Genomic DNA, 25,646 nt, shown 5'->3' with positions numbered 1-25,646 from the left:
AGACAATCCTATTTATGCGTAAAGTAACGCACACCGTTTTCAAATATATTCTGGTCTTTGTTTCCCGCAATATTTTGGAACAGACCCGGTTCATAACGTTCGCTATGCCCCATCTTACCAAAGATCTTTCCATCTTCACTCAAGATGCCCTCAATAGCCATCGTAGAACCATTGATATTATCTAAACCATCCATGGTCGGCTGCCCTTTTTCATTGACATATTGCGTAGCCACCTGACCATTCTGTACCAGTTTTTCGATCACATCGGCAGAAGCCACAAACTTTCCTTCGCCATGACTCATGGCCACGCTGTGAATTTCACCCGGTTTCATAGAAGCTAACCACGGTGATTTATTTGAAGTGATACGCGTTCTGGCGATATGGGAAACGTGACGGTTGATATTATTTCTAAACAAGGTTGGATTCGAGGCATCCAGTTTTTCAATATCTCCGTATGGAAGCAGACCTGCTTTGATCAAAGCCTGGAATCCGTTACAGATTCCCAGAATCAATCCATCGTTTTCTCGCATCGTACAAATGGCTTGCCAGATCTTTGGATTACGTAAGGCATTGGCAATAAATTTACCCGAACCATCCGGCTCATCTCCACTGGAGAATCCACCGACGATTATTAAGATCTGCGCCTTGGAAATTTCATCCGCCAGCGTATCAATACTTCTTTGCAGGTTTTCTACCGTAAGATTATTGATGACGACTTGATGAACCTCGGCTCCAGCTCTTTCAAATTTCTGTGTTGTATCGTATTCACAGTTCTGTCCCGGGAAAATCGGAATAACCACGACCGGTTTTTCTACAACCACTTTAGATTGTGGTACTTTTGCTTCGGTGAGTGGTGTATCCAATACTTCTTTTCCTAAATCGACACGAACCGGATACACTTCGTTATAACGCTTCATCCAAGCTTCTAGAGCCTCATCGATTGTTACACTTTCGCCATTTAACACAATGCGTTTTTCTTCATTGGTAATTCCCAATAAAGTAAAGTGTAGATCCTGAATCGTTTCGGTTGTTTCTACAATCAACGATCCGATGTTAAAGCCGTACAGATCTTCATTGCTTTCAATGGCAACACCGAGTTTATTTCCAAAAGCCATCTTGGCAATCGCATAACCGATACCACCAAATTTAACGGCACTGGCCGCAACGATCTTACCTTCCCGCATCCTTTTACGAACTGCTTCAAAGTTATCCTTTAACTGTTCATAATTTGGTGTATGGTCTTCTTTTGGATCATGTTTGATCAAATAGACATAGTTACCCGGCTTTTTAAAGCTGGCTGAAATAATATTTTCTGTTTTTTCGGTCGTAACCGCAAAGGTGATCAATGTCGGCGGTACGTGAATATCTTTATAGGTACCGGACATACTGTCCTTACCACCGATACTTGGTGTTTCAAAAGCAAGCTGGGCATCGATCAATCCCAGTAAAGCCTGCATTGGATTGCCCCATTTTTCAGGATCCTTTCCTAAATGTTCAAAGTATTCCTGATTGGATAAACGACACGTTTTATAATCGGCACCCAAAGCGGTCATGCGAGCCAAAGCTTCCACAACAGAATAGCTTGCTCCTAAGTATGGTGAATATTTGCTTAATTTTGGATCATAGCCATAAGTCATCAAAGAACAAGTATGCGTCATGCCAAAGACCGGCAGTTTCTGTACGCTTCCTTCTTCCGGTGTCAGCTGATAAAAACCACCAAATGGCATCAGAACGGTTGATTTTCCGATCGAGGCATCAAACATTTCACTTAAACCGATCTGGCAGGCCACATTGGGATCCTGCAGCGTATCGATCAAGTTAGAATGTGTTGGTGCAAATGGTTTTTCATCATAGGTACTTTCCACAACTTCTACGTTTTGATGTTGGCGAACACCGTTGGTATCTAAGAAAGCTCTGGACATATCGACAATAGTTTTGCCTCTAAAATGCATCACCAGACGATTGGTATCCGTAACATCGGCCACTTTGATGGCTTCCAGATTTTCTTTTTCGGCTTCTTTTTGGAAGGCTTCAAAATCACTGGCCGCAATACAACAAGCCATACGCTCCTGTGATTCACTGATCGCCAGTTCCGTTCCATCTAAGCCCTGATATTTAACAGGTACCGCATCCAAATTGATATCCAGACCATCGGCTAATTCACCCACAGCCACACTGACACCACCGGCCCCAAAGTCATTGGCCTTTTTGATCAGTCTTGTACAATTTGGATTTCTGAATAAACGCTGCAGCTTACGTTCGATCAAGGCATTTCCCTTTTGCACTTCACTGCTGCATTTTTCCAAGGATGTTTCATTATGTTCTTTACTGGATCCGGTAGCACCGCCGATTCCATCACGACCTGTTGCGCCACCGATCAACACGATGATATCGCCAGGCAGTGGTTTTTCTCGTTTCACATGGCTTTTCGGAGCTGCACCGACAACGGCGCCGACTTCCATACGTTTGGCGACATAGCCTTCATCAAAGACTTCTTCGACAAATGTGGTGGCCAGTCCAATCTGGTTTCCGTAGCTGGAGTAGCCATGAGCCGCCGTTTTTGAAATTTTGGACTGCGGAAGCTTATGCTCCATCGTTTCTTCGATCGGTTTGGTAATATCTCCGGCACCGGTAATACGCATAGCCTGATATACATAGCTTCGACCCGACAATGGATCTCGAATGGCACCACCGATGCAGGTAGAAGCCCCACCAAATGGTTCAATTTCTGTAGGATGATTGTGTGTTTCGTTTTTAAACATCAACAGCCAGTCTTCGTCCTGTCCGTTGACATCAACCTTGATTTCAACCGAGCAGGCATTGATTTCGTCACTGACTTCCAGATCATCCAGCTTGCCTTCCTTGCGAAGATATTTACCGGCAATCGTGGCCATATCCATCAAAGTTTGTTCTTTTTTATTGCCATGCACCTTTTCACGCAGCTTTAAATATCGTTCATAAGAAGCTTGAATCTGTTCTTTTAAAGTCGACAATTTAAAATCGACAGAATCCAACACTGTTTCAAAGGTCGTATGACGACAATGATCCGACCAATACGTATCCAACACTTTTAATTCGGTCATCGTACAGTCACGTTTTTCTTCATCTCGGAAGTAGTTTTGCACATGTTCGATATCATCAAAGCTCATCGCCAAACCTTCTTTTTGACGAAGGGCTTCTAACTCTTCCTTAGATAATGTAATAAACCCTTCCAATACCGGTACTTCTGCGACTTCTACATCCTGATCATCTTCTAAAACAGAAAGATCTTTAACACGAGCTTCAACCGGGTTCACGATATACTGCGTAATCTTTTCCAACTGTGCTTCATCTATCGTTCCAGAGAATACCAGTAATGTTCCCGAATGAATACGCACGCTTTGTTTATTGTTGAGCAACATCAAACACTGCATGGCACTATCAGCTCTTTGATCGTATTGTCCCGGAAGATATTCATAAGCCAAATACGTCTTTCCTTCCAGATCAACAGTATCCAACACTTCATCGGTGACTACTTCACTGCAGACATTTTTCTTTAAAAGAGCAATATCATTTTCATCCGCTTCAAAAATGTCATAAATATTGTATTGTTCCAAACTAAAATCATCGTTTAATCCTAAAGAAGTCTTTAATTCATGGCAAAGCGATTCACTTTCAACCTGAAACTGTTCCTTCTTTCGTACAAAAATTCGTGTATTCATGCGTCCTCCTACTCTACGACAGAATCGGCCAATACTTTTTCAGCCTGCGCTTTTTTGAAATCCACGATCTTCTGTTGAAGATCTTTATCGGCTAAGCCCATCATCTGACATGCAAGGATGGCCGCATTGCGAGCACCGGCTTTCCCAATGGCAACGGTCGCCACCGGTACTCCCTGAGGCATCTGTACTGTGGACAACAAAGAGTCCATACCGCCTAAAGCACTGGTTTGAATCGGAATACCGATCACCGGTAACGGCGTAGAACTTGCCAATACACCTGCCAAATGAGCTGCACCTCCGGCTGCCGCAATAATCACCTGTACTCCATTTTCTACCGCCTGTTCACTTAATTCGATCACGGCATTCGGTGTACGATGCGCACTCAACACGCGTACTGTATAGCTTACCCCAAAATCATCCAACTGTTTCATACAGCCTTCCATGCTTGGCAGATCACTGCGTGATCCCATCACGATCAAAACTCTTTTTGTGTCCATTTTCTTGTCCTCTCTTTCATCAAAAAAAGCGCACCTTTTTTAGGCACGCTTAAAACAGTCCATGTTCTTCAGTTTTGTAAATCTTCTTAAGACCATAAGTAAGACCTCCAAAAAACAAACTTCCTGCAACGTTATTTTACATGAAGGTTCTTTACAATACAATGACTATTTTGAAGAAGATTTGCACATTTTAGTGTTCAGTGACCCAGCGAAACAGCTTTGCCATCAAAGGATCAGTATCCACCATCATTTCCGGATGCCACTGTACACCTAATAGTGGCTGCTCTGGTAAGCTGATAGCTTCAATGATTCCATCCGGTGCTTTGGCATCTACATGTAAACCTTGACCTAATTTACCCACAGCCTGATGATGTAGGCTGTTGATTGCGATCGTATCAGTTTGTAACAGTCTATATAAGCCACCGTCCCTATCCAGTGATGCGGTATGAACGATATTGCCATCATAATCAAAGGCATGGTTGATTGCATCACTTAAAGAAGGAATATCCTGAATTAAAGTACCTCCCAGAGCAATATTAACCAGCTGCATTCCTCGACAAATCGCCAGTGTCGGTTTTTTTGATTCAATTACCAGCTTAGTAAAAGCCAACTGAGATACATCAACATCATAATCATAAGCACCACACTTGGCATGCGGCATTTCACCGTATAAAATCGGAGCAATATCCATACCACCGATCAAGACAAAGCCATCGCATAACTCGATATATTGTTTCATTTCTTCTTCCGAACAAATACATGGCATAATGACAGGAAGTCCGCCTGCCTTTTGTACAGCATGTACATACGTTGTGGTCACATTCATTTTTTTATATCCACATAAAGATGGATCCATCATAATAATCTGTGACGTTGTGATTCCTATCTTTTTCATTTTCATCCCTCATTTCGAAAACGATTATACAGGTTTTCCCTGTAAAAAATCCAGTAGATTCATATGATGGATTCCATTTCTTGAAAAATCCATGGTATCCATGCTGATAACATATTTAGGAATCATAACTTCTACCTTTTCCACAAGATATTCAGATTTCATAAAATATAAACGCTCTACAGAACAACTTATTTCTTTTTTTAGAAACAACTTTCTTGCTGTAGGAACATATGAATCCCAATATCGGAAAAATGCCATATAATAAAGGATGAAAACTAAACATCACCATGATATTTGCGCGCACCTGATTCCAAAACGCAAACCCCTACGATATCCATTGATTTGTATTTTGTATTTGAAGTTCGATATAAAACACATGGTAAAAACTATACATCAATATAGAAATAATCAGTCCTATACAGATCAAACTTGTTAAGATCAAAAACACTTGATGTACCCATAAAGGCATTGATACCCGTTTCAACAGCCGACTTTCCGTCAATACATCACCAATCAGATAACCAATACCGGATAATAAGACACAAGCCACAAACGGACATAGAATTAAGAATGACCATGGCACCGTATAATATTTTCTCATCTGATCTATGTCATGAGATATAATAATCATCCAAATTACCAAAACAGCAGCTAATAAAATCAATAGAATGAATCTCTTTTTGGGGAATGGATACTTATTTTTTGTTTGTAGAAGTTCCTGAACGTCCACATCAAACAGTACAGCCATTTCTTCAATTCTATCTAAGTCTGGTTCTGTTTTTCCGTTTTCATAGTTAGATATGGTCTGTCTTGTCACATAAAGCTTTTGCGCCAATTCTTCTTGTGACATAGATTTCTGTTCTCTATATTTACGGATATTTTGAGAAAGATTTGACATAAGATCACCTTCCTTCAATTACAGTATGGTAAAATCATGTCAATTTGTCACGCAAAGATTCTTTAACATCCCTTTATTCAATGATTTTAATTATTTCTTCCTTATACATGTATAGAATATTGAGTTATGCAGCTCATTTTATTGGATTTTTGATAAATTCGAAATAAAATTGTAATCTTCTTGCATTTTTCCACCCCATTTTGACCTCAAAAATTGCATTTTTCCATCCCTTATACAAAAAAAGATCCTGCTTTCGCAAGATCAAGATTGTTTATGATACGCTTCATACAGTTCATTTTTAGAACCGTTCATTTCCTGTGCTACCCGTTTGACAGCTTCTTTGGTTTTCATTCCTTCATCCACTAAAGCTTGTACTTGTTTAAGTGCCGCTTTCATATCAAAGATTTTTGTTTCTTGTCTCTTTCCTTCGATTAAGACCACCATTTCACCTTTTAAAGAAGATACGATTTCTAAAACCTCTTCTATCGTTCCTCGTATATATTCCTCATACACTTTCGTCAGCTCACGCGCTAAGACGATATTTCGATTGCCTAATACTTCTAAACAATCCTGTAACATATCCTCAATTCGATGAGGCGCTTCATAGAAAATCATCGTATATGGAAAATCCTTGAGTTCATCCAGTTGTTTCTTTCGGCGACTGCTCTTATTGTCAAGAAAACCATAGAACAAATAATGCTCTGTCGATAAACCACTGGCTACCAAAGCATTGGTGGCCGCATTGGCACCAGATAAAGAAACTACATTAAAATCGTTTTCAATCGCTTCTTTTACCAGTCTCTGCCCCGGATCTGAAACTAACGGATAACCCGCATCACTGACGACAGCTACCTGTTTTCCCTGCTCTAACAAACTCAAAATTTCCGGAATGCTGGTAGCTTGATTGTGTTCATGATGAGAAATCAGAGGCTTTTGAATCTGATATGCCATACAAAGCTTTTTTGTATTGCGAGTATCTTCTGCCGCAATCACATCCACCTGTTTTAGCACATCTAATGCTCTTGGTGTCATTTCCTGCAGATTTCCAATCGGTGTTGGCACTAAATACAAAGTTGAATTATTGTTTTGGAAGCTTTTTTGCCTTTTCATTTTTCTTTTTCCTATCCGGCCAAAGCTCATCAAAAGAAACAAAACGAACTTCTTCTTTATTTTCTAACTTTGCCTGTCTTTGAAGAACATTCATCGAAGTAATGCGATAACGAGTATCTTCAAAAGTAATCTGTGAATTAATCTTTGGCAAGCCTTCTCGCAGCTTCGTATATTCATCATTTTCATAACGCAGACAGCACATCAGCTTTCCGCACTGTCCACTCAACTTTTGAATATTTAAAGCCAAAAGCTGGTTTTTAGCCATATTGATGGAAATTGCTTCAAAGTCGGTAAGGAATCGCGAACAACAAGTTTCCATTCCACAGTTTCCCAAACCACCAACCATTTTAGCTTTATTTCTAGGTCCGACCTGACGAAGCTCAATGCGACAGTGTAACTGACCAGCCAAATCTTTTAACAACTGACGAAAATCTACACGATCATCACTGACATAAGTAAAGATGACTTTAGAACGATCCAATGTATATTCACCACTGATCAGATGCATATCCAACTCCAGGTTTTCGATGCACTGATGACAGATCTTCATCGCTTTTTTAGCCTTTTCATCATTTTCGCTCTTTTGAATCAGATCATATTCCGTAGCTAAACGCAAAACCGGTTTTAAGGCTCCTTTTACTTTTTTGGCATCGAAAAGGATGGAATCAGAACAAACTTTTCCCGGCTCTTTTCCACGAACCGTTTCTACAACGACCATATCTTGTTCTTTATAAGGTATATCGGAGCCAAAAGTATAGGCTTTTTTAGATTCTTCAAACTGGATATAAACAATATATTTATATTTACGATTTTCGTTTTGAGTCTCGTTGTTTTTCAAGATATCACAACCTTTCTTATCTGATTATACAGTTTATCTAAAAATAACGCGAGTTCAATCGGGCGGCGAAGCATATCCATTCCTTCAATAAGGATTTCCTGAATACGAATTTGTTTGGATAATGGAATGCCCTTTTTGTTTTCTTTTGTATAATACAGTACACATTCCAACCAAAATCGAATCTTTTCTTTCTGCATGTGTTCTGACTTTGCGACAAACACTTCTCTTTGCATGGAAAGAATCATAGAAAGATCATCCCAGTTCATCGTATATTTCTTAGCAGAATCTTTGATCAGATCAAAGTCCGGCCAGGCAAGGATTTCCTTAGCCTGCTCCATCGTATAACCAAACTGTGCCAACATTTTCGCACTTTCAGTATCCGTCATTTCTTCCAACATTGTTATAAAGTGTTGCTTGGATGCCGGTCGAAACTGAATCCATTGACAACGTGATTGAATCGTTGGCAATACATTTGATTTTTCATCGGCACTGATGATCGCAAAAATTCCCGGTCTAGGTTCTTCCAAAAATTTTAAAAGTGAATTGGAAGCATCCGGTGTTGCCTGATCAAGCTGTTCTAAAAAATAGATCCTTCGATTTTCTATTTCCACACTGGTAGCCTCAAAAAAAGACTGTAAATCTAAAATATCTTTTTTCTTGATTCGATTTTTATCACCATGTATCCACTTAAAATCAATGGCTTCTTCTTTTTGAATACGCTGGCAGACATCACATTCCTGGCAGGCAAAACCATCGCTGTCCGTATGATGACAAACCAAGCTTTGTGCCAACAGCACAGCCATCTCATTTTTAGGACTACCTTTAGGTCCGACAAATAGATAAGCATGGGCCAGATGATCTCTTTTTAAGGCGTTTGACAGGGTTTGATATACGACCGGCTGTTCTTTCTTTAACTGTTCCTTATTCATAGCTTTGAATCACCTTCAAAACCTCATGTAAAGCGGACTGAAGAACTACTTCAGGCTCCGGCTCTGCATCGATGACACAGATTCGATCTGGATACATCTGAATCAATGTTTCATAACCTTGACGCACTTTTTTATGAAAATCACTTTGTTCATTATCCAGACGATTTTTTTCTCCTCGTTGATTCATTCGTTTTTGTCCGGTTTCCATCGACACCTTTAAAAAGATGGTTTTTTGAGGCATACAATCATGAATCGCAAATTGATTGATATCCCAGATTTCCGGAATGCCTATTTCCCTTGCGTATCCCTGATAAGCCAGGCTGGAGTCAACAAACCGATCACATAGCACGATCTTTTTTTCCTGTAATGCCGGAAGTACGATATCTACCAGGTGCTGACGACGACTTGCGGCAAACAACAACGCTTCCGTTCTGGGATCCATATTCTCATTTTCATCGCTCAAAAGAATATTTCGTATTTCCTCCGCAATCTTGGATCCTCCCGGTTCTCTTGTATAAACAACCGAGTACCCTCTTGCCTCTAATTCTTTTCTCAATCCCATACAGACCGTCGTTTTACCGGCACCGTCATTTCCTTCCAATGTAATAAAAACACCTTGTTTCATATTGTCACCAACCTAGTGTAAATCTTCCTTTTCTCTAATTCTGACTCTTTTTGATCAGAATCTCCTTTAGTTTATCACATCACTTTACCTAATTGCCAAACTATTCCTATTCATCTTTTCAATTTTGATTCTTTTATAGTTCATGAATACTTGTATAACACTGCACCTGTCTTGAAAATTTCATGAATTCCTGTTAGGTTTAATCAAAAAGGTGATACGATGTGTGGACAATTTTATGTGGATGAAAAAGATGCCAAAACCCTACAAAAACAATCGCTTCTTCCTTCGATTCCAAAAGGTTTGATTCGACCAACCGATCCTGCCTTTACCTGGATCACATCCAATCAAAGAATACAGGGAAAGATTATGCGGTTTGGATGGCAAAAACAATCTTTATTGATCAATGCTCGCAGTGAAACGATATTGGAAAAGCCTTCTTTTCGAAATACGATCTATAAAAATCGTTGTATTGTTCCCTGTACTTGTTATTATGAATGGACAAAACTAAAAGAAAAGGCTTCGTTTTATCTTGCTGATCAAATGTTGTATATGGCAGGAATTTATGAAAACGATCAATTTGTGATATTGACGACAAAAGCCAATCCTTCGGTTAATTCTATACACAATCGCATGCCGTTGATCTTAGATAAAAAACTATGTCGTGCCTGGCTGCAGGATTCCTCTGCCCTGATTTCCATTCTTCAAAGCATTCCACCTTTACTAGAGTCTAAGCAAAGACAAAAACAGCTATCTTTCTTCTAAATGAAGAACTATAATGATACTCGAAAGAAGGTTGTACAATGAATACACAGTTAATTGAAGAACTTAAAAGTTATAAAAATCTGCAGGTTGTTGCGGTGTCGAAAAAAAGAACAAAAGAACAGATCGATGAAATGGCTAAAACCGGACTTACAACATTTGGTGAAAATCGTGTCCAGGAATTTCTTGAAAAGTATGATCCTGCCTACACATGGCATATCATCGGCCATCTGCAGACCAATAAAGTCAAATACATTATCGGAAAAGTTGATATGATCGAATCTTTAGACTCTGAAAAGTTAGCCTTAGAGATTGAAAAACAAGCCTCAAAACAAGATCTGGTTCAGAAAGTTCTTGTGCAGATCAAAATATCCAATGATCCTTTAAAAACAGGACTTGCCTATGAAGAAGCCGCTTCTTTCTTAGAAAAGATCAGCACTTTAAAACATATTCAGGTAAAAGGCTTTATGTGTGTGGCCACCCATACAGAAGATATGGATCTGGTAGCCAAAGAGTTTGAAGCTATGCACTCTCTCTATACAGAAATGAAAGCTATTTATCCACAGATTGATACATTGTCTATGGGAATGAGTCATGATTATAAAATTGCGATCGAGCATGGAAGCAACATGGTTCGAATCGGAACGGCTTTGTTTGAATAACGTTTTATTAAAAAATGTGACTTCGTGTGAAAATTGCTTTCTGTAAAAAAAAGATGATATACTAAGCGCATGTCTAAAAAAAGAAGATTAAAACCAAAAGTTAAAATCGGTTTGCTGGTAATTTTATGCCTATGTTGTATCATTGGCGTTTTTTCCTGGCTCCATATAAATCAGGATACGCAGAGTGATGAGCCTGTAGAAACAGTTGCCACACTTTGTATTGATCCCGGTCACGGAGGATATGATGCAGGAACGATTGGTGCCGATGGATCGTATGAAAAAGACATCAATTTAGAAATTGCGTTAGCCGTTGGCAAAGAGATAGAAAAGGAAGAGCCTAGAATTAAAATCATCTATACAAGAGACAGTGATGAGATTACCTGGCCCGAAAATGAAGAAGAGGATCTAAAAGCACGTGTTCAATTTGCACAAGAGAACAAAGCAGACTACTATCTGAGCATTCATATGAATTCCAATGAAGATCCGGGTGCTTTTGGCTACGAAAGCTATGTGCGCCAAAACGATGCAACTTCTCAGGCAATCGCAGAAAACATCGCTGAAGAATTAGATGAAAGCGGATGGGAGTACAATCGTGGCATTTTATTTGTTGAACAATATCCTTTATATGTTGTCAGCGAACAAACTATTCCTTCTTTATTATTTGAAGCTGGCTATATGAGCAATTATCAGGAGTGTACCGATCTTCAACAAAGCAAAAACCAAAAAGTAATTGCGAAAGCCATCGCAAAATCATATATCCATCAAATTTTAAAAGACAAAAATCTTGATTAGAAAAAAGGATAGAAACAAGTATGGTTCTCAAAAGAGAGTCTTGTATCTATCCTTTTGTTTCTATTTTAAAACAGTTTATTTAATCTCTGTTCCAATTTCTGAAATTTTCGCATCAACCCATGGGCGGATATATGTGTGATCTTCTAAAATGTGCTTCATAATATTCGATTCTTTTTCTTCTACCATTTTAGTTGCTTTTGCTAACTTTTCTGCATATTCTGGCCGAATAAATAAAACTCCATCATCATCGGCTACAACGATGTCTCCTGGATGAACAAGTTGCCCTCCTACAACGACCGGAGTATTTATTTCGCCCGGCCCATTTTTATAGGGGCCATTCGGATTAGCGCCGCGTGCATAGACTCTAAAATTTTCTAAAGCAGCCAATCCTCCATAATCACGAATAGCTCCATCACAGATCACTCCCTTGATACCTCGAACCTTCATATAAGTTGCCATAAGTTCTCCAAAAATTGCTCTATTTGTATAGCCTCCAGCATCGATTACTATAACATCCCCCGGCTTGGCCAAATCCATAGCTGCATGTAACATTAAATTGTCTCCCTGTGCAACTTTAATAGTAAAAGCAGTACCTACCATCGATCCTTTATATCCAATAGGTTTAATACCTGCATCAATTGCAGCTGTACGGTTCATGTTGTCATCAATATTTGCAACTGGCATCCCTTCAAATTTTTTTACCAGATCCGGATCCGGTCGTTTAAAATCTTTGATTATAATATTCCCAATACTCATTATTCATACACTCCTTTAAAAAAACTTTATTCCTAACGATTTTTTCATAACGCTCTTATTCGCTACATTTCTTGCAGGCAATTTTTTCTCAAATATCGCTTTTGGGATCAATGTACAAACTGTATCGATCTGTGTCTTCTTTGCACCGACTCCATAGGAACCACAATGAGCAGATAAAATCACATTGTCCATCTTTAGTAACGGATCTTTAGGATCAATAGGCTCTTTTTCAACCGTATCCAGTCCGGCCCCCCGTATTTCACCATTTTCAAGTGCCCACGCTAGATCTTCCTGATTAATGATTGGCCCCCTCGCCGTATTAATGATTAAGGCATTATTCTTCATTTGTCTAAAAACATCCCTGTTAAAAATATGTCTGGTTTCCTTTGTTAAACCTACATGAATAGAAATAATATCTGATTCTTTAACCAAAGTATCAAAATCAACAAATTCAATATCAGAATACTGTTCTTTAATATTTTCTGGAAGATAAGGATCACAAGCAATTGTCTTTGTTTTCCATCCACCATGAATCGTTTGATATAAATGTTGTCCGGCAGAGCCAAATCCATATAATCCTAATGTCAGTTCTCTAAGATCTAAAGGAAGTAAGTATTGGCACTTGGGCCAATTTCCCTTCCGAATTTCTCGATCATAATAGACTGTATTACGTATTAAACCTAAAATGAAACTAGATGATAGATCGGCGAGCTCTTTGGCACAAAATCCTGGAATATTTAAAATAATTTTGTTCAATTCTGAAGCTGCCTCTAAATCAATGGAATTTACACCAATACCAAATCTTTGAACATATTTTAATTTTGGTAATGCTTCCATAACTTTTCTAGTAATGGGTGGATTGCCCGTACATAAGATGGCATCCGCTTCTTTACATCCCTGTATGATTTCATCTTCTGAAATAAAATGACAGGCTTCAAATTCTATTCCTTGACTTGTATATATTTTACGAATCTTTTCGATTTCTTCCGGTTTTGCCGAACCATAATCCTTATCAACTACTATTGCTTTCATTTCTAATTTTCACCTTTCCTGAATTTATAATGGCCAAAACATTGGAATAAAAATCATACTTACTACTAAAATAACGAGTGATAATCCAACACCGGGAACAAAGAAATCTCTAAAACCAAGATTTCCCGGTTTGATAACCAAAGTATTGGTTCCGGATCCCACCGGAGTAAGAAATGGTGCAGATGCAGCTACGCAGATAGCAACACCAACGGCAACAGGGTTGATTCCCAGACTAACAGCTATTGGTATTAACAATGGAGTAACAAGAACAACTGTTGATGTGTTCATCATCATATTCGTTAAAAGCATAGTTAGAATTAAGACAAACAACAAAAATATAAATTTATTTGGATTTTGTCCCAGCATATTTGTGACTAAATCAGTAATCATTGCACCGGCTCCTGAACTACTCATTGCTTTAGATACAGCTGACATTCCTCCAACAATGAAAAGTGTTGGCCAATCCACTGCTTTCATAGCCTGCTTTTCGGATATACAGCCGGTAGCTATCAAAATTACACAAGCTAATGCTGCAATAAAATACATTGGAAAACTTTTATCTGCAAAAACCATTGCCACTAATAAGGCCAATAATACAACGATGCAGATCGTACCCTTCAATGGACTAAATTTATAGCCTGGCTCTTTTTCAGTATATTCTTTTAAGTATTCTGGATCGGATGTATCACCGGGAGTCAAAAATTTTTTACCTATCGTTAAAAAATAAACTAAAAATGCAATGCATACAGGAATACCAACCTTTCCTAAATCAAAGAATCCCAGAAATGGTATTCCCATATCTTCAATCAATCCTGCCGTTGAAACATTAGAGGCTGCACCAATCAATGTTAAATTGCACCCTACACTGGCTGCAAAACTTAATGGAATTAATTGTCTGGATACTGAAATCTTTGCTTTCATTGCCATAGCGATTACAATGGGCAATAGCATCGCAACAACACCGACACCTGAACAAATACTAGAAAGAATCAGTGCTGTCAAAACAGTCGCAATCATGATTCCATTTTCAGAAACTCCTGTCATTTTCACAAGGGTATTAGCCAACATATCAGCCACACCTGTATGAAATAATGCCTGTCCGACAATCATCATTCCACCTAGCAAAATAATCGTAGAACCTGAAAAAGCAGTAAAAACATCCGCTTTATCAATAACACCTAAAATTGCAAGTAAGAGTGCACCCGCCATGGATACTAATCCTAACGGAACTTTACCTGATACAAATAAAGCAACCATCACCGCTAAAACCAATAGCGTAATAACTGCTGGACTCATAATAAACCTCCTAATTTAAACATTTACAATTTCAATTCAAAATTTTAGTCTGCGCATACTAAGTTGTTTTGTTATCTATAAAATAATTCATTCAACATATAAGTACAATGTCTAAATTTATTAAACATTTTATAACTTTAACATTATAATTTTATCTTTATAATGACAGTGTTATAATCTTCTTAACTAGAATTTTCGAGGGAAATCAAAATGAAAAACACGAATAATGAGTATTTTCTAACAATTATTGAAGAAGGCAGTCTTTCCAAAGCTGCCCAAAAACTATATTTATCACAGCCATCCTTATCTCAATATGTAAAAAGAATGGAAAAACGTCTGGGTGTTGAATTATTTGATCATAATTCATCCCCCTTAAAGCTTACGTATTCTGGAGAACGCTATTATGAATTTTTACTAGAAGAACAAAAAAATGAGAAAGAAATTTTACAAGAATTAAAAGATATAAAATTAGGAAATAGTGGAAGAATACGTCTGGGGATAGCCTTTTGGCGTGCTGCCTGTTTTCTTCCTGAAGTATATCCGGAGTTTAATAGACAATATCCTAATATCAAAATTGATTTATTCGAAGGAAAAAGCGTTAATTTTCAAAAAGAACTTCTAAATGGACATATAGATTTTGCGGTATGTAATATTGGAAAAGATATGAACTATAACAAATTTTCTATTGAAATATTAAAAAATGAGCAAATTTTAATAGGGGCTCCAACAAATCATTCATATGTTAAAAGTATTTTAAAAAATCAAAAAAATTTAAATGGTTATCCTAAAGCACCTTTGGACATATTTAACCAACTTCCTTTGATATTATCTAAAGATGGTCAAAACTTAACATACCAAATCCAAGAATTTTTCGCAGCTAAAAACATCGAACCCAATATATTATTGCGAACTGAAAACCTGACTACCGCGATTAATTTATCTGTTGCCGGAATGGGATGTGTATTTGTTCCAGAAGAAGGAGCACATGTATGCCATAGAAATGGAGAGATTACATATTTTACATTGGATGAACCTGAATTATATTGGAAATTTGCGGTTATATATAGAAAAAACGAGAAGCTTAGTCGTGTTTGTAGATTATTTATTGATTTCACAAAACAAATAATTAAGTGAAAATTATAAAAAGTTATGATTTTTCATTATAAAAATAAGCATTCAATTCAGCTGCATAAAAACGATACTTTTATAATCTGTTAAATCATCATACATTTAATATTTAATGATGATAAATAATTATTTTCTTTAATAAATACTTTTTAAAAGTAGAATCGTGCATAACATTTTACATCATTTTTATGCACTTTATCATACTGAAAAAAAATGGGATCAAGACAGATATAAAATAGACTTGTTTATTAGAACTAAAAATATGATTTAAATTATTTTTAATTCTGCCTAATCTATACAAAGATTATTGAAATAGAACAATCTACATTAAATGTGACAAGAAGAGTGTGGCCAATCCTAAGAAGATAAAAAATCCCAAAACATCCGTTGCAGTTGTAAGAAAAATAGAGGAGGCAATGGCTGGATCGGCATGAAGTTTTGAAATGGTTACGGGAATCAATAATCCAAAAATACCAGCTACAACTAAATTACCAATCATAGCTAAAAATACAATTAAAGATAAGAACACATTATGGTACATCACATATACAATAATCGCTGTCACAAGACCGGTCGAACTGCCATCAATTATACCCAATGCAATTTCTTTAAAAAGTACCTGCCACACTCGTTTTGCTTTAATATCACCATGGGATAAATCACGTACCAAAATGGACATTGTCTGTGTTCCGGCATTTCCACCCATCCCTGAAACAATGGTCATTACGGCTGATAAGGCCACAACTTGTTCAATGGTTGTTTGAAATATTTTAACAATAAATGAAGCTAAGAATGCAGTTGCTAAATTTATCAATAACCATGGCAAGCGCATTTGAATCGATTCTAAAAGTGTAGTATCAATGCTTTCTTCTTTACTAACACCTGCCATCTGCAGTAAGTCTTCATCATATTCATCGATAATAACATCAATAATATCATCAACAGTGATAATTCCTAAGATAGCTTTATTAGCGTTCACAACAGGTATCGCCTTTAAGTCATATTTGGCAACCAGTTTTGCGACTTCTTCCTGATCCATTTCTGGATATACATAAATCGCATCTGCTTCCATAATACTTGATATATATGCCTCTTTATTAGCTGCCAATAGCTTTCGTAAATCTACAGTACCTATCAGTTCTCGCTTGGCATTGATTACATAAAGAGTTTCAATAACTTCTGTTTTAGGACCAATATCACGAATTGTCTGTAACGCATCTGAAATCTTTAAATCCAGCCGAAGAGCTATATAATCGGTAGTCATAATACCACCTGCAGATTCTTCTGGATATTGTAACAATTGTCGAATGATGGTTTGTTCATCATGTTTCATGCGATTCAAAAGGCGTTTTTTTCGATCCATAGGTAAATTTCCCATTAAATCAACAATTTCATCTTTAGGCATCCATTGAAACAAGGAAAGCAGTCGATCATCATGAACATGCTTCACGACTTCCATTCGTTCATCGTCATCACTTTGATCAAGAACACTGGCCAAATCTTCATCATTTAAGTAGGAACACATTGCATCGATTTGCTCATCTGGCCAATCTTCCAGTTCACTTGCTATATCTACTGGATGTAATTGATCAAAATAAGCTTGAAATTCTTTTTGGTCTTTCCATTTTCTATCGTTCATGCTTAAATCCTCCCTGCTTTTCTTCTTTATTTTAGACTATTTTATTCCTTCTTGCATGGAAAAAGCATAAATACAAATTCGTTATAGTACAATTCGTATATAAAAAAGGATAAATATCCTTAGGTAAGATATTTATCCACTTTATTTATCTACATAATTTTAAAACTTATCGTATAATGATATAAATCATATAGGAAAAATAAGTAATCAACATAAATGCACCAATCTTTCGATCAAATTTATGTATCCTACATAAAAGCCAGAATACAATAGAGACTAGAACTAAGATTAAGGCATCAATAATAGCTGTGGCTTCTACTGCAATTGGATGTAACACGGCAGAAACACCAAGAATACAGAAAATGTTAAATAGGTTGGAGCCTATTACATTTCCCATGGCAATTTCATTTTCTCCTTTTTTAGCTGCAACCAATGAAGTCACAAGTTCAGGTAAAGAAGTACCGAAGGCTACAATTGTAAGTCCAATCAAAGTTTCACTTAGTCCCATAATACGGGCAAGACTTGTTGCTCCGTCTACCACAAGTTGTCCACCAATCACAATGCCGGCGATACCTATAATTAAAAACAAGAATAATTTTTTAAAAGAGTCATTGGTGTCCGCCTGAATGTCTTCTGATTTTTTTGTCTGTTTAATTTGTACAACCAGCATAGTCACAAAACATACTAATAAAATAGCGCCTTCCAGAATAGAAACCTTTTGATCTATTAACATAATTGTCAATAAGACGGCCGCAATGATAGATATTGGCCAGTCCCTATTTAAGATGGTCTTATTGACTACAATTGGATAAATACAAGCACTGCCACCGGCTACAATTAATAAATTAATAATATTAGAACCTACTACATTTCCTACGGCAATTTCATTTGCACCTTGAAGAGCTGCAGTAACACTAACCGCAAGTTCTGGCATAGATGTACCAAAGGCTACAATCGTAAGTCCAATAATTAAACTAGATACACCCAACTTTTTCGCAACGGAAGAAGCACTTTCTACAAATAAATCGGCTCCTTTGACAAGAAATATAAATCCTACAACAATAAAGAGTATCGCAATCAATAAGTTCATAAAAATCTCTTTCTTTCTTTATTTATATGTTAATGTTTAACGTATTAATATTTTATTTAAAACATTTCAATAGCTTAAAAGCTTTTCTATTCAATATTAGGTAATAATAATTTTACAGCTTTAGATACAATTTCAATTGTAGGATTCTTTACTGCTCTGACTTCTCCATCCAGATTCATCAGTATTTCTTTGTTCTCAGTATCTACATGACAAGTTGTACCTTGGCTTACCATTGCCAATTCTGGATATTGCACATGTTCTCCTTTTTCATACAACTTGGCCATCGATACGATTTGTGTTCTCTTAACATCTTTGATCAAACAAATATCCATCATGCCATCATTTAACAAAGCATTCGGACAGGGTCTGTATCCACCACCATAATATTGCCCGTTGGCAAAGACAAGAAAGGTATATTTTTCTTCCGGCAGATGATCTTCATCAATCTGTATGCGATATGTATGACCTAATGGCTTTCTAAGACTTGCCAACATTCCCATATAATAAGGAATGATTCCTCCGGCCGGAATATACTTTTTATATTTGTTCGCATAATCAGCTACATGAACATCAAAGCCGATCGAAGCTGTATTTAATACATACTCCCCATTTACCTTTAATAGATCGCATTCCATTTCTACCGGATTTTCATATTCAGAAAGATTTAAAAAATCTTGCGCAGTAAGAGCCGGAAAACTCTTAATAAAATCATTTCCTGTTCCGGTAGGCAATACCGATAGATATACATGCTTGGCGCCGGCCATTCCATTGACCACTTCATGAAGCGTACCATCGCCTCCGCAAACAAAAAGGTGAACCTCTTCTTCTGTCTTTAAGGCATATTTTTGCGCAATAAACTGTGCATGTCCCGGATTTTTTGTTTTTTCAATGATAATTCGTTTCCCTTGAAAATTCTCTTTGATTTGCTGCATCAAAACATACTGTTCTTTTTTTCCGGAATAGGGATTGATGATAAATACATCCTTCATAAACTTATCCTTCTTTCTTTAAAAGTCTTTGAATACATTCATTTGCCAACAACAAGCCAGCCGTAGCCGGCACAAAGATCATAGAGTAAAGCGGTTGATCCGGTTCTTGTTTAACCGGTGCTTCTACACTCGATACCACCCATATTTTATCTCGTATCTTATTTTTGCGCTTCCAAATCCGTAATCGTTTGGCCATCGGATCATACGATGTTTTTTCAATGTCCATGATTTTTAACGCTGTAGGATCTTTCTTTCGGGCCATCCCCATACTGGAAAGAAACGGTATATTTCTTTGAAGACAAGCTTTATAGAGATCCTGCTTACTGGAAATGGAATCAATACAGTCAATCACAAAATCTATCGACTCTGAAAATAATTCTTCATCTTTTGTCGAATCATAAAAGAAGGCATATGTTTTTACACAACATTCCGGATTAATCGTTTGAATACGCTCTTTTAAAACATCGACTTTATATTTTCCCAGCGTTTCCAATGTGGCCGGCAGCTGACGATTTAAATTGCTGAGTTCAAAAACATCGGCATCGATCAGAATCAAATTTCCTACACCTGTTCTTGCCAGTGCTTCTACACAAAATGAACCAACACCACCACATCCTACGACCATTACGGTTTTCTTTGCCAATCTATTGACCGCTTCTTTTCCAAGAAGTCCTTCTGTTCTTTTATTTTCCATCATACCATTCCCTGATTTTTGTCATTATTTGTGGATCCTCTTTATCAAACCAATGCACCGGCATTTGGTGCTTGAACCATGTATATTGTCTTTTGGCATATTGTCTGGAGTGCTTTTTGATATTTTCTTTGACTCCATCCAACGTTTCCGTTCCTACAAAATAAGGTTTAAATTCTTTATAACCAATTCCCTGGAAGCTGGTATAATTCCATGTTTTTGGATCTTGAAACAATCTTGTCGCTTCTTGTACAAGCCCCTGCTCAAACATGGTTTCTACGCGTTGATTGATTCTTTCATATAATAAACTTCTATCCATATCTAAGCCTAAAAAATAAATATCGTACAAAGGTTTATGTTCCTGAAGCGCTTCTCTTTGACTTTTAGATGGACCTTCATGGACGATCTGTAAAGCACGAATCACTCTTTTTCGATTGTTCGGGTGAATCTTTTCACAGGATAAAGGATCTTTACTCTTCAACAAATCATAGAGTTGATCATTGTTAAGTGTTTCCAAATATTTCGTATAAGCTTCATCAAAGGTTTCTTCTTCAAAGACATAATCATATAAGGCGGCCTTCAAATATAGACCGGTGCCTCCACATAAGATCGGAAGCTTCTTTTTTTGAAGGATTTTTTGAATGGATTCCCTTGCCTTTTCCTGAAAGATCTTAACATTGTAAGGCTTATCATAAGCTTGTATGCCCACCAGATAATGGGGAATTCCTTCCATTTCTTCTTTTGTGATCTTTGCGGTACCAATATCCATTTGATCATATACCTGCATGGAATCACCGGATATGATCTCTCCATGAAATTCTTTGGCAAGTTGAATGGAAAGTGAAGTCTTACCAATACCTGTAGGTCCTACAATAACCAAAACTTTATCCACGTTCAAATTCCTTTCTAAGATCTTTATCACTCATGGTGATGACCGTAGGTCTGCCATGCGGGCAATGATATGGTTGTTTACACTTTTGCAGATCAAGGATGACTTGTTCCATTTCGGATTGATTTAAGGCTCTATGAAAACGAATTGAAGAATGACAGGCCATGGTCGCAATCACATGTTTACGAAGCATTTCCATATCGACTTCCTGATTTTGCGCAAAATAATCTAACAGATCATAAAAGAAATCTTCCTGATGTACATTCTGAAACCATAAAGGAATCTCGCGAACCAGTAATTGATCCGTTCCGAAAACGTCAAAAGAAAGCCCGAAAAAGCTGACTTGTTCATTGATTTTTTCCACCTGTGCTACCAGATTACTGGAAACATGAAGCTGTATCGGAACCATAAGGGGTTGTGTCTGTGTGGTTGGCTGGCTGAGTTTTTCTACAAGCTGTTCATAGTGATATCGCTCTTGTGCCGCATGTTGATCGATAATGACCAAGCCCTCTTCATTTTCACATAAAATATAGGATTCTTTTAATTGTCCTATGACTCGAAGATGACAAAAGAAATCATAACCAACTGTCGTCTCTTTTTCTTCTTTTTCGATCGGTGCCACATAGACTTCTTCTTGCTCCTGCACCTTGTTTTCAATAGGTTTTTGATAGGTATCAAAAGCCTTTGTGATAGGATCTTCTTTGATCTTCGGTTGTATTTTAGGTTGTTCAATAACTTGTTTTTCTTCTTTTCTTACCGGATATGGAAAGGAGATCTGTTGTTGTTCAAAGACCGGCGTTGGCTTTGGCTGAACTTTGACTGTTCGTAAAGAAGAAGAAATCGCCTCCATCAATGTTTTTTTGATCAACTCCAACAATTCACTTTGCTTGGATAAACGAATTTCCCATTTGTTCGGATGAACATTGACATCCACCAACTGTGCATCAGTCTTGATATCCAAAATTACGATAGGGAATCGATTGGAAGGCATATAATGCGAATAAGCATCTAAAATTGCTTTTTGAATGGGAATGCTGCGAATTAGACGTGTATTCATCGTAATAAACATAAAATATTTTGTAGCCCGGTTGATCTTTGGCTGTACGGCATAGCCTGAAATATGAAAATCATCGCTTTTTTGTTCAAAAGTAATCGCGTTGGATGCCACTTCTTTTCCATACATCTGATAAAGGATTTCCTGTAAATTTCCATTTCCGGAAGTTTGAAACACGATACGTCCATCATGCGATAAAGTAAAGCGAATTTCCGGATGAGACAAAGCCATTTTATTGACCAGATCGGCAATGATACTAAATTCATACGATATACTTTTTAGATGTTTAAATCGAGCCGGTGTCTTTAAAAACAACGAACTGATTTCAATTCTTGTTCCTAGCGGACAGCTGCACTTTTCCCTGGTGACAAGCTCTCCATAGTGATATCGAATCAATGTTCCCTGATTTCCATCATTGGTCTGCAGTTCTACTTTGGCAACAGAAGCGATACTTGGCAATGCTTCTCCACGAAAGCCCATAGTATGGATATTGAATAGATCTTCTTCCTGCTGCAGCTTACTGGTCGCATGGCGCATAAAAGCCATTTGGGCATCTTCATAGTCCATACCGCTTCCATCATCAGTAATGATCAGCTTTTCAATACCGCCTTGAAACGCCTCGATATCAATAACTTTGGCACCGGCATCAATACTGTTTTCCACACATTCTTTGACAATGCCTGCCGGACGTTCTACAACTTCACCGGCTGCGATCATATTCGTTAAATGTTCACTTAATACTTGAATTTTGGACATTTATCCTCCTTTTATTCTTCAATGGCATCTGCCAGTTTTTTCAGTTCGTATAAGAAATCCTGGGCATCTCTTGGTGTCATAGAATCAACATCCAGATTTTGCAGGCGCTCCATAATCTCTGATTTTTTTGGTTCTACCTGATCCATGACAAAAAGACTGGGCTGATAATCCTGCGATACACCCTGGCTTTCAAAATCCCGTAAAAGCTGATTGGCACGATCCAACACTACTTTTGGCAAATGCGCCAATCGCGCAACATTGATACCATACGATTTATCGGCTTTTCCCTCAACCACTCGATAGCGAAATTCAATCTCTCCTTTTTGTTCTTTTACATCCACATGTACATTCGTAATTCCCGGATGTTGTTGATCCAACTGTGTTAACTCATGATAATGTGTCGAAAATAAAGTCTTTGCCTGAATGGCTTCATTGATATATTCCAACATTGCCTGTGCTAAAGCCATACCATCGTAGGTGGCTGTTCCTCGGCCGATTTCATCAAACAAGATCAACGAGCGCTTTGTCGCATATCGCAATGCCACATTTGCTTCCATCATTTCGACCATAAATGTCGATTTTCCGGTCAAGATATCGTCACTGGCACCAATACGTGTAAAAATTCGATCAAAGATCGGCAACTCAGCCTTTTTGGCAGGTATAAAACTTCCCATTTGTGCCATAATCACCAACAAAGCATTTTGTCGCATATACGTAGATTTACCACCCATATTAGGTCCGGTAATCAACTGTACCGATTCTTCATCTTTCATGATCCAGTCATTGGATACATATTTTTTCTTTTTCATACGGGCATCTAATATCGGATGCTTTCCTTCTATGATACATACGCTTTGATCTGGATGAAAAGACGGACAAACATAGCCTTTTTCAGAGGCCAGGATTGCCAAAGAAACTAAAACATCAATCGTAGATAAGGTGCTTGCCAAGGCATGCAGATCAAAAAGACGAACTTTGATCGTATCCAACAGTTCTTTAAATAATGTTTGTTCCAGCTTAACTTTTTCTTCCTGCGCATGAAGAATTTGTTCTTCTCTTTCCTTAAGTTCCTGTGTCACAAAACGCGTCGCATTGGCCAATGTTTGTTTGGCATGATAGCCAAATTCTTCTTTGATGGCACTTAAATTTCCGTTTCTGACTTCGATATAGTACCCAAAAACACGGTTATATCCGATTTTTAAAGATTTAACACCAGTTCTTTCACGTTCTCTGGCTTCCAGTTCCAAGATAAAATTCTTACCTTTTTCACTGATTTCACGGAGTTCATCCAATTCTTGACTGTAGCCTTGTTGAAAAACACCGCCATCTTTCATTGTTAAAGGAGGATCTGGTACGATTGCACCTTGAATCAACTGATACAGATCCTGACAGGAAGGTGTATTCATAAATTCCGGATAACTCTCCAAAGCCGAAGCAAGTTCTAAGATGGGCTTGGCATGCTCCAGAGTAGCTACCAGCTGCAGTACATCACGCGGGCTGGCATTGCCATAAGCCATACGAGAAGCCAATCTTTCCATATCATATACATACATTAAATGCTCTTTGAGATTTTCTCTGAGCATAAAATCCTGAATCAATTTTGATACCGACTGTTGCCTTTGATTGATCTGATTTACATCCAACAAAGGCATTTCGATCCATCGCTTTAAAAGACGAGAACCCATCGCACTTTGACATCGATCCATGAAATCCCATAAGCTGCATCCTTTATCGTTGGAAGATTGACTGTTTACAAGCTCCAAATGATTTTTGGTTTCATAATCCATAATCAAATTAGCTTCTTTATTCATGCAGATTGCAGGTAAAAAATGATCGATGTGCTGCTTCTGTGTTTCTTTTAAATAGCCCATCAACTGTGCCAATGTCATTTTTAGGACATCCGAAGCATCCTCTGAAAGCAAGACAAGATCTTTAGGATCTATCTCTGTTTTTTTCTGATAAGAAATCGTGCAAGTCCCCATTTCTTCCAATGCCTGTTTCCAGCGTTTATCCAAATGCAAAGGACAGATGACTTCGCAGACTTCCTGTTCTAATAATGCTTTTTGTAAAGAAACCAAAGATCGCTCTAAGGTTTGATATTTTAATTCACCGGTGCTCAGTTCTGCATACAATATAACGATTTCAAAGCTGGATACCGTTACACTGGCCATATAGTTAGAAGCCTTTGCATCCTGATTTTCATCCATATAAGTTCCCGGTGTAATGATCTTGATAATTCCGCGATCTACTAAACCCTTCGATGTAGCTGGATCGGAAAGCTGTTCACAAATAGCTACTTTATATCCTTTTTTGATCAATCTTTGTATATAAGAATTCGCCGCATGATAGGGAATACCGCACATGGGCACTTTTTCTTCAACCCCTGCACTTCTTCCTGTTAAAACTAAATCAAGTTCCTGACTGGCCAATTTGGCATCTTCAAAGAACATCTCATAAAAATCACCCAAACGATAAAATAGAATGGGTTCCGGATTTTCTTCTTTTAGTTTTATATAATGCTGCATCATCGGTGTATATTTTTTTTCTGCCATGCACCTATTATAACAATTTTTAGTTCAGTTTTAAATTTTTCTGCGTTATAAACTCTGCTTATAGATCT

23 protein-coding genes are annotated in these 25,646 nt (G+C 37.6%); 4 read left to right on the top strand and 19 right to left on the bottom strand.

Features of this window, described 5'->3' with window-relative positions; all coding sequences use genetic code 11:
• Positions 1-8 precede the first annotated feature (8 nt).
• From ACTQX6_RS07925 to tmk, 9 genes are all read right to left on the bottom strand, one after another.
• Positions 9-3,701, bottom strand: coding sequence for a phosphoribosylformylglycinamidine synthase (locus ACTQX6_RS07925; protein ID WP_441657410.1), 3,693 nt, complete (start codon positions 3,699-3,701; stop codon positions 9-11).
• A gap of 8 nt (positions 3,702-3,709) precedes the next feature.
• Positions 3,710-4,198 (bottom strand): 5-(carboxyamino)imidazole ribonucleotide mutase, encoded by a 489-nt coding sequence (purE, locus tag ACTQX6_RS07920; RefSeq protein WP_117446516.1) that lies wholly within the window; start codon positions 4,196-4,198, stop codon positions 3,710-3,712.
• Positions 4,199-4,388: 190 nt separating this feature from the next.
• Entirely contained in the window at positions 4,389-5,093 is a 705-nt protein-coding gene (locus ACTQX6_RS07915; RefSeq protein ID WP_294689228.1) for a gamma-glutamyl-gamma-aminobutyrate hydrolase family protein, read from the bottom strand.
• 24 nt (positions 5,094-5,117) lie between these two features.
• Complete coding sequence (locus ACTQX6_RS07910; RefSeq protein WP_181965621.1) at positions 5,118-5,255, bottom strand: hypothetical protein; 138 nt, start codon at positions 5,253-5,255, stop codon at positions 5,118-5,120.
• Between the two features lie 163 nt (positions 5,256-5,418).
• The gene (locus tag ACTQX6_RS07905) at positions 5,419-5,991 is read right to left on the bottom strand and encodes a helix-turn-helix transcriptional regulator (RefSeq protein WP_441657409.1); all 573 of its coding nucleotides are present in this window, start codon (positions 5,989-5,991) and stop codon (positions 5,419-5,421) included.
• 261 nt (positions 5,992-6,252) lie between these two features.
• Positions 6,253-7,101: a 16S rRNA (cytidine(1402)-2'-O)-methyltransferase gene (rsmI, locus tag ACTQX6_RS07900; protein ID WP_294689225.1), complete on the bottom strand. Its 849-nt coding sequence runs from the start codon at positions 7,099-7,101 to the stop codon at positions 6,253-6,255.
• Positions 7,070-7,939 carry a regulatory iron-sulfur-containing complex subunit RicT gene (ricT, locus tag ACTQX6_RS07895; protein WP_294689224.1) on the bottom strand — a complete coding sequence of 290 codons (870 nt, stop codon included), beginning with the start codon at positions 7,937-7,939 and terminating at the stop codon, positions 7,070-7,072. The genes rsmI and ricT overlap by 32 nt, the downstream gene beginning before the upstream one ends.
• A complete protein-coding gene (locus ACTQX6_RS07890; protein WP_294689223.1) occupies positions 7,936-8,868 on the bottom strand; it encodes a hypothetical protein in 933 nt (310 codons plus the stop codon). The genes ricT and ACTQX6_RS07890 overlap by 4 nt, the downstream gene beginning before the upstream one ends.
• Positions 8,861-9,493 (bottom strand): dTMP kinase, encoded by a 633-nt coding sequence (gene tmk, locus ACTQX6_RS07885; protein ID WP_117446510.1) that lies wholly within the window; start codon positions 9,491-9,493, stop codon positions 8,861-8,863. The genes ACTQX6_RS07890 and tmk overlap by 8 nt, the downstream gene beginning before the upstream one ends.
• 219 nt (positions 9,494-9,712) lie before the next feature.
• On the opposite strand from tmk, the gene ACTQX6_RS07880 reads away from it, so the two are divergent.
• From ACTQX6_RS07880 to ACTQX6_RS07870, 3 genes are all read left to right on the top strand, one after another.
• Positions 9,713-10,255 (top strand): SOS response-associated peptidase, encoded by a 543-nt coding sequence (locus ACTQX6_RS07880; RefSeq protein WP_294689221.1) that lies wholly within the window; start codon positions 9,713-9,715, stop codon positions 10,253-10,255.
• 38 nt (positions 10,256-10,293) lie between these two features.
• A complete protein-coding gene (locus tag ACTQX6_RS07875; protein ID WP_117446508.1) occupies positions 10,294-10,914 on the top strand; it encodes a YggS family pyridoxal phosphate-dependent enzyme in 621 nt (206 codons plus the stop codon).
• Positions 10,915-10,983: 69 nt separating this feature from the next.
• Entirely contained in the window at positions 10,984-11,706 is a 723-nt protein-coding gene (locus ACTQX6_RS07870; protein WP_168964886.1) for an N-acetylmuramoyl-L-alanine amidase family protein, read from the top strand.
• A 75-nt stretch (positions 11,707-11,781) separates the two neighbouring features.
• Here ACTQX6_RS07870 and ACTQX6_RS07865 read toward each other — a convergent pair whose 3' ends face one another.
• The 3 genes from ACTQX6_RS07865 to ACTQX6_RS07855 are packed head-to-tail and all read right to left on the bottom strand — an operon-like array spanning position 11,782 to position 14,790.
• Positions 11,782-12,462, bottom strand: a complete 681-nt coding sequence (locus tag ACTQX6_RS07865; RefSeq protein WP_206198210.1) for an RraA family protein — start codon at positions 12,460-12,462, stop codon at positions 11,782-11,784.
• A gap of 15 nt (positions 12,463-12,477) precedes the next feature.
• Complete coding sequence (locus ACTQX6_RS07860; RefSeq protein WP_294689217.1) at positions 12,478-13,494, bottom strand: C-terminal binding protein; 1,017 nt, start codon at positions 13,492-13,494, stop codon at positions 12,478-12,480.
• Positions 13,495-13,518: 24 nt separating this feature from the next.
• On the bottom strand, positions 13,519-14,790 hold the full coding sequence (locus tag ACTQX6_RS07855; protein WP_168964885.1) for an SLC13 family permease: 1,272 nt from the start codon (positions 14,788-14,790) through the stop codon (positions 13,519-13,521).
• A 210-nt stretch (positions 14,791-15,000) separates the two neighbouring features.
• Here ACTQX6_RS07855 and ACTQX6_RS07850 point away from each other — a divergent pair, with 210 nt between their 5' ends.
• Positions 15,001-15,924, top strand: coding sequence for a LysR family transcriptional regulator (locus ACTQX6_RS07850; RefSeq protein ID WP_168964884.1), 924 nt, complete (start codon positions 15,001-15,003; stop codon positions 15,922-15,924).
• A 316-nt stretch (positions 15,925-16,240) separates the two neighbouring features.
• Here ACTQX6_RS07850 and mgtE read toward each other — a convergent pair whose 3' ends face one another.
• The 7 genes from mgtE to mutS form a co-directional block, all read right to left on the bottom strand.
• On the bottom strand, positions 16,241-17,557 hold the full coding sequence (mgtE, locus tag ACTQX6_RS07845; protein ID WP_117446652.1) for a magnesium transporter: 1,317 nt from the start codon (positions 17,555-17,557) through the stop codon (positions 16,241-16,243).
• A 166-nt stretch (positions 17,558-17,723) separates the two neighbouring features.
• Positions 17,724-18,647 carry a calcium/sodium antiporter gene (locus tag ACTQX6_RS07840; protein WP_117446653.1) on the bottom strand — a complete coding sequence of 308 codons (924 nt, stop codon included), beginning with the start codon at positions 18,645-18,647 and terminating at the stop codon, positions 17,724-17,726.
• Between the two features lie 86 nt (positions 18,648-18,733).
• On the bottom strand, positions 18,734-19,636 hold the full coding sequence (locus ACTQX6_RS07835; RefSeq protein WP_294688714.1) for a diacylglycerol/lipid kinase family protein: 903 nt from the start codon (positions 19,634-19,636) through the stop codon (positions 18,734-18,736).
• A 4-nt stretch (positions 19,637-19,640) separates the two neighbouring features.
• Complete coding sequence (locus ACTQX6_RS07830; RefSeq protein WP_229035582.1) at positions 19,641-20,330, bottom strand: tRNA threonylcarbamoyladenosine dehydratase; 690 nt, start codon at positions 20,328-20,330, stop codon at positions 19,641-19,643.
• Positions 20,320-21,219: a tRNA (adenosine(37)-N6)-dimethylallyltransferase MiaA gene (gene miaA, locus ACTQX6_RS07825; protein ID WP_195222189.1), complete on the bottom strand. Its 900-nt coding sequence runs from the start codon at positions 21,217-21,219 to the stop codon at positions 20,320-20,322. Before miaA ends, ACTQX6_RS07830 begins: the two co-directional genes overlap by 11 nt.
• On the bottom strand, positions 21,212-23,026 hold the full coding sequence (gene mutL, locus ACTQX6_RS07820) for a DNA mismatch repair endonuclease MutL (protein ID WP_294688711.1): 1,815 nt from the start codon (positions 23,024-23,026) through the stop codon (positions 21,212-21,214). Before mutL ends, miaA begins: the two co-directional genes overlap by 8 nt.
• 11 nt (positions 23,027-23,037) lie before the next feature.
• Positions 23,038-25,578 carry a DNA mismatch repair protein MutS gene (mutS, locus tag ACTQX6_RS07815; RefSeq protein ID WP_294688709.1) on the bottom strand — a complete coding sequence of 847 codons (2,541 nt, stop codon included), beginning with the start codon at positions 25,576-25,578 and terminating at the stop codon, positions 23,038-23,040.
• Positions 25,579-25,646: the final 68 nt, after the last annotated feature.

The organism is Faecalicoccus sp. LCP19S3_E2 (assembly GCF_052121255.1).
Taxonomy (GTDB): domain Bacteria; phylum Bacillota_I; class Bacilli_A; order Erysipelotrichales; family Erysipelotrichaceae; genus Faecalicoccus.
The sequence above is the reverse complement of the archived record's forward strand: the minus strand, read 5'-3'. Positions and strand labels throughout refer to the sequence as shown.

Excerpts from the sequence above, each read along its gene's own strand:
- ACTQX6_RS07925 (WP_441657410.1), bottom strand. The coding sequence starts at position 3,701 with ATGAATACACGAATTTTTGTACGAAAGAAGGAACAGTTTCAGGTTGAA.
- purE (WP_117446516.1), bottom strand. The coding sequence starts at position 4,198 with ATGGACACAAAAAGAGTTTTGATCGTGATGGGATCACGCAGTGATCTG.
- ACTQX6_RS07915 (WP_294689228.1), bottom strand. The coding sequence starts at position 5,093 with ATGAAAAAGATAGGAATCACAACGTCACAGATTATTATGATGGATCCA.
- ACTQX6_RS07910 (WP_181965621.1), bottom strand. The coding sequence starts at position 5,255 with ATGAAATCTGAATATCTTGTGGAAAAGGTAGAAGTTATGATTCCTAAA.
- ACTQX6_RS07905 (WP_441657409.1), bottom strand. The coding sequence starts at position 5,991 with ATGTCAAATCTTTCTCAAAATATCCGTAAATATAGAGAACAGAAATCT.
- rsmI (WP_294689225.1), bottom strand. The coding sequence starts at position 7,101 with ATGAAAAGGCAAAAAAGCTTCCAAAACAATAATTCAACTTTGTATTTA.
- ACTQX6_RS07890 (WP_294689223.1), bottom strand. The coding sequence starts at position 8,868 with ATGAATAAGGAACAGTTAAAGAAAGAACAGCCGGTCGTATATCAAACC.
- tmk (WP_117446510.1), bottom strand. The coding sequence starts at position 9,493 with ATGAAACAAGGTGTTTTTATTACATTGGAAGGAAATGACGGTGCCGGT.
- ACTQX6_RS07880 (WP_294689221.1), top strand. The coding sequence starts at position 9,713 with ATGTGTGGACAATTTTATGTGGATGAAAAAGATGCCAAAACCCTACAA.
- ACTQX6_RS07875 (WP_117446508.1), top strand. The coding sequence starts at position 10,294 with ATGAATACACAGTTAATTGAAGAACTTAAAAGTTATAAAAATCTGCAG.
- ACTQX6_RS07870 (WP_168964886.1), top strand. The coding sequence starts at position 10,984 with ATGTCTAAAAAAAGAAGATTAAAACCAAAAGTTAAAATCGGTTTGCTG.
- ACTQX6_RS07865 (WP_206198210.1), bottom strand. The coding sequence starts at position 12,462 with ATGAGTATTGGGAATATTATAATCAAAGATTTTAAACGACCGGATCCG.
- ACTQX6_RS07860 (WP_294689217.1), bottom strand. The coding sequence starts at position 13,494 with ATGAAAGCAATAGTAGTTGATAAGGATTATGGTTCGGCAAAACCGGAA.
- ACTQX6_RS07855 (WP_168964885.1), bottom strand. The coding sequence starts at position 14,790 with ATGAGTCCAGCAGTTATTACGCTATTGGTTTTAGCGGTGATGGTTGCT.
- ACTQX6_RS07850 (WP_168964884.1), top strand. The coding sequence starts at position 15,001 with ATGAAAAACACGAATAATGAGTATTTTCTAACAATTATTGAAGAAGGC.
- mgtE (WP_117446652.1), bottom strand. The coding sequence starts at position 17,557 with ATGAACGATAGAAAATGGAAAGACCAAAAAGAATTTCAAGCTTATTTT.
- ACTQX6_RS07840 (WP_117446653.1), bottom strand. The coding sequence starts at position 18,647 with ATGAACTTATTGATTGCGATACTCTTTATTGTTGTAGGATTTATATTT.
- ACTQX6_RS07835 (WP_294688714.1), bottom strand. The coding sequence starts at position 19,636 with ATGAAGGATGTATTTATCATCAATCCCTATTCCGGAAAAAAAGAACAG.
- ACTQX6_RS07830 (WP_229035582.1), bottom strand. The coding sequence starts at position 20,330 with ATGGAAAATAAAAGAACAGAAGGACTTCTTGGAAAAGAAGCGGTCAAT.
- mutL (WP_294688711.1), bottom strand. The coding sequence starts at position 23,026 with ATGTCCAAAATTCAAGTATTAAGTGAACATTTAACGAATATGATCGCA.
- mutS (WP_294688709.1), bottom strand. The coding sequence starts at position 25,578 with ATGGCAGAAAAAAAATATACACCGATGATGCAGCATTATATAAAACTA.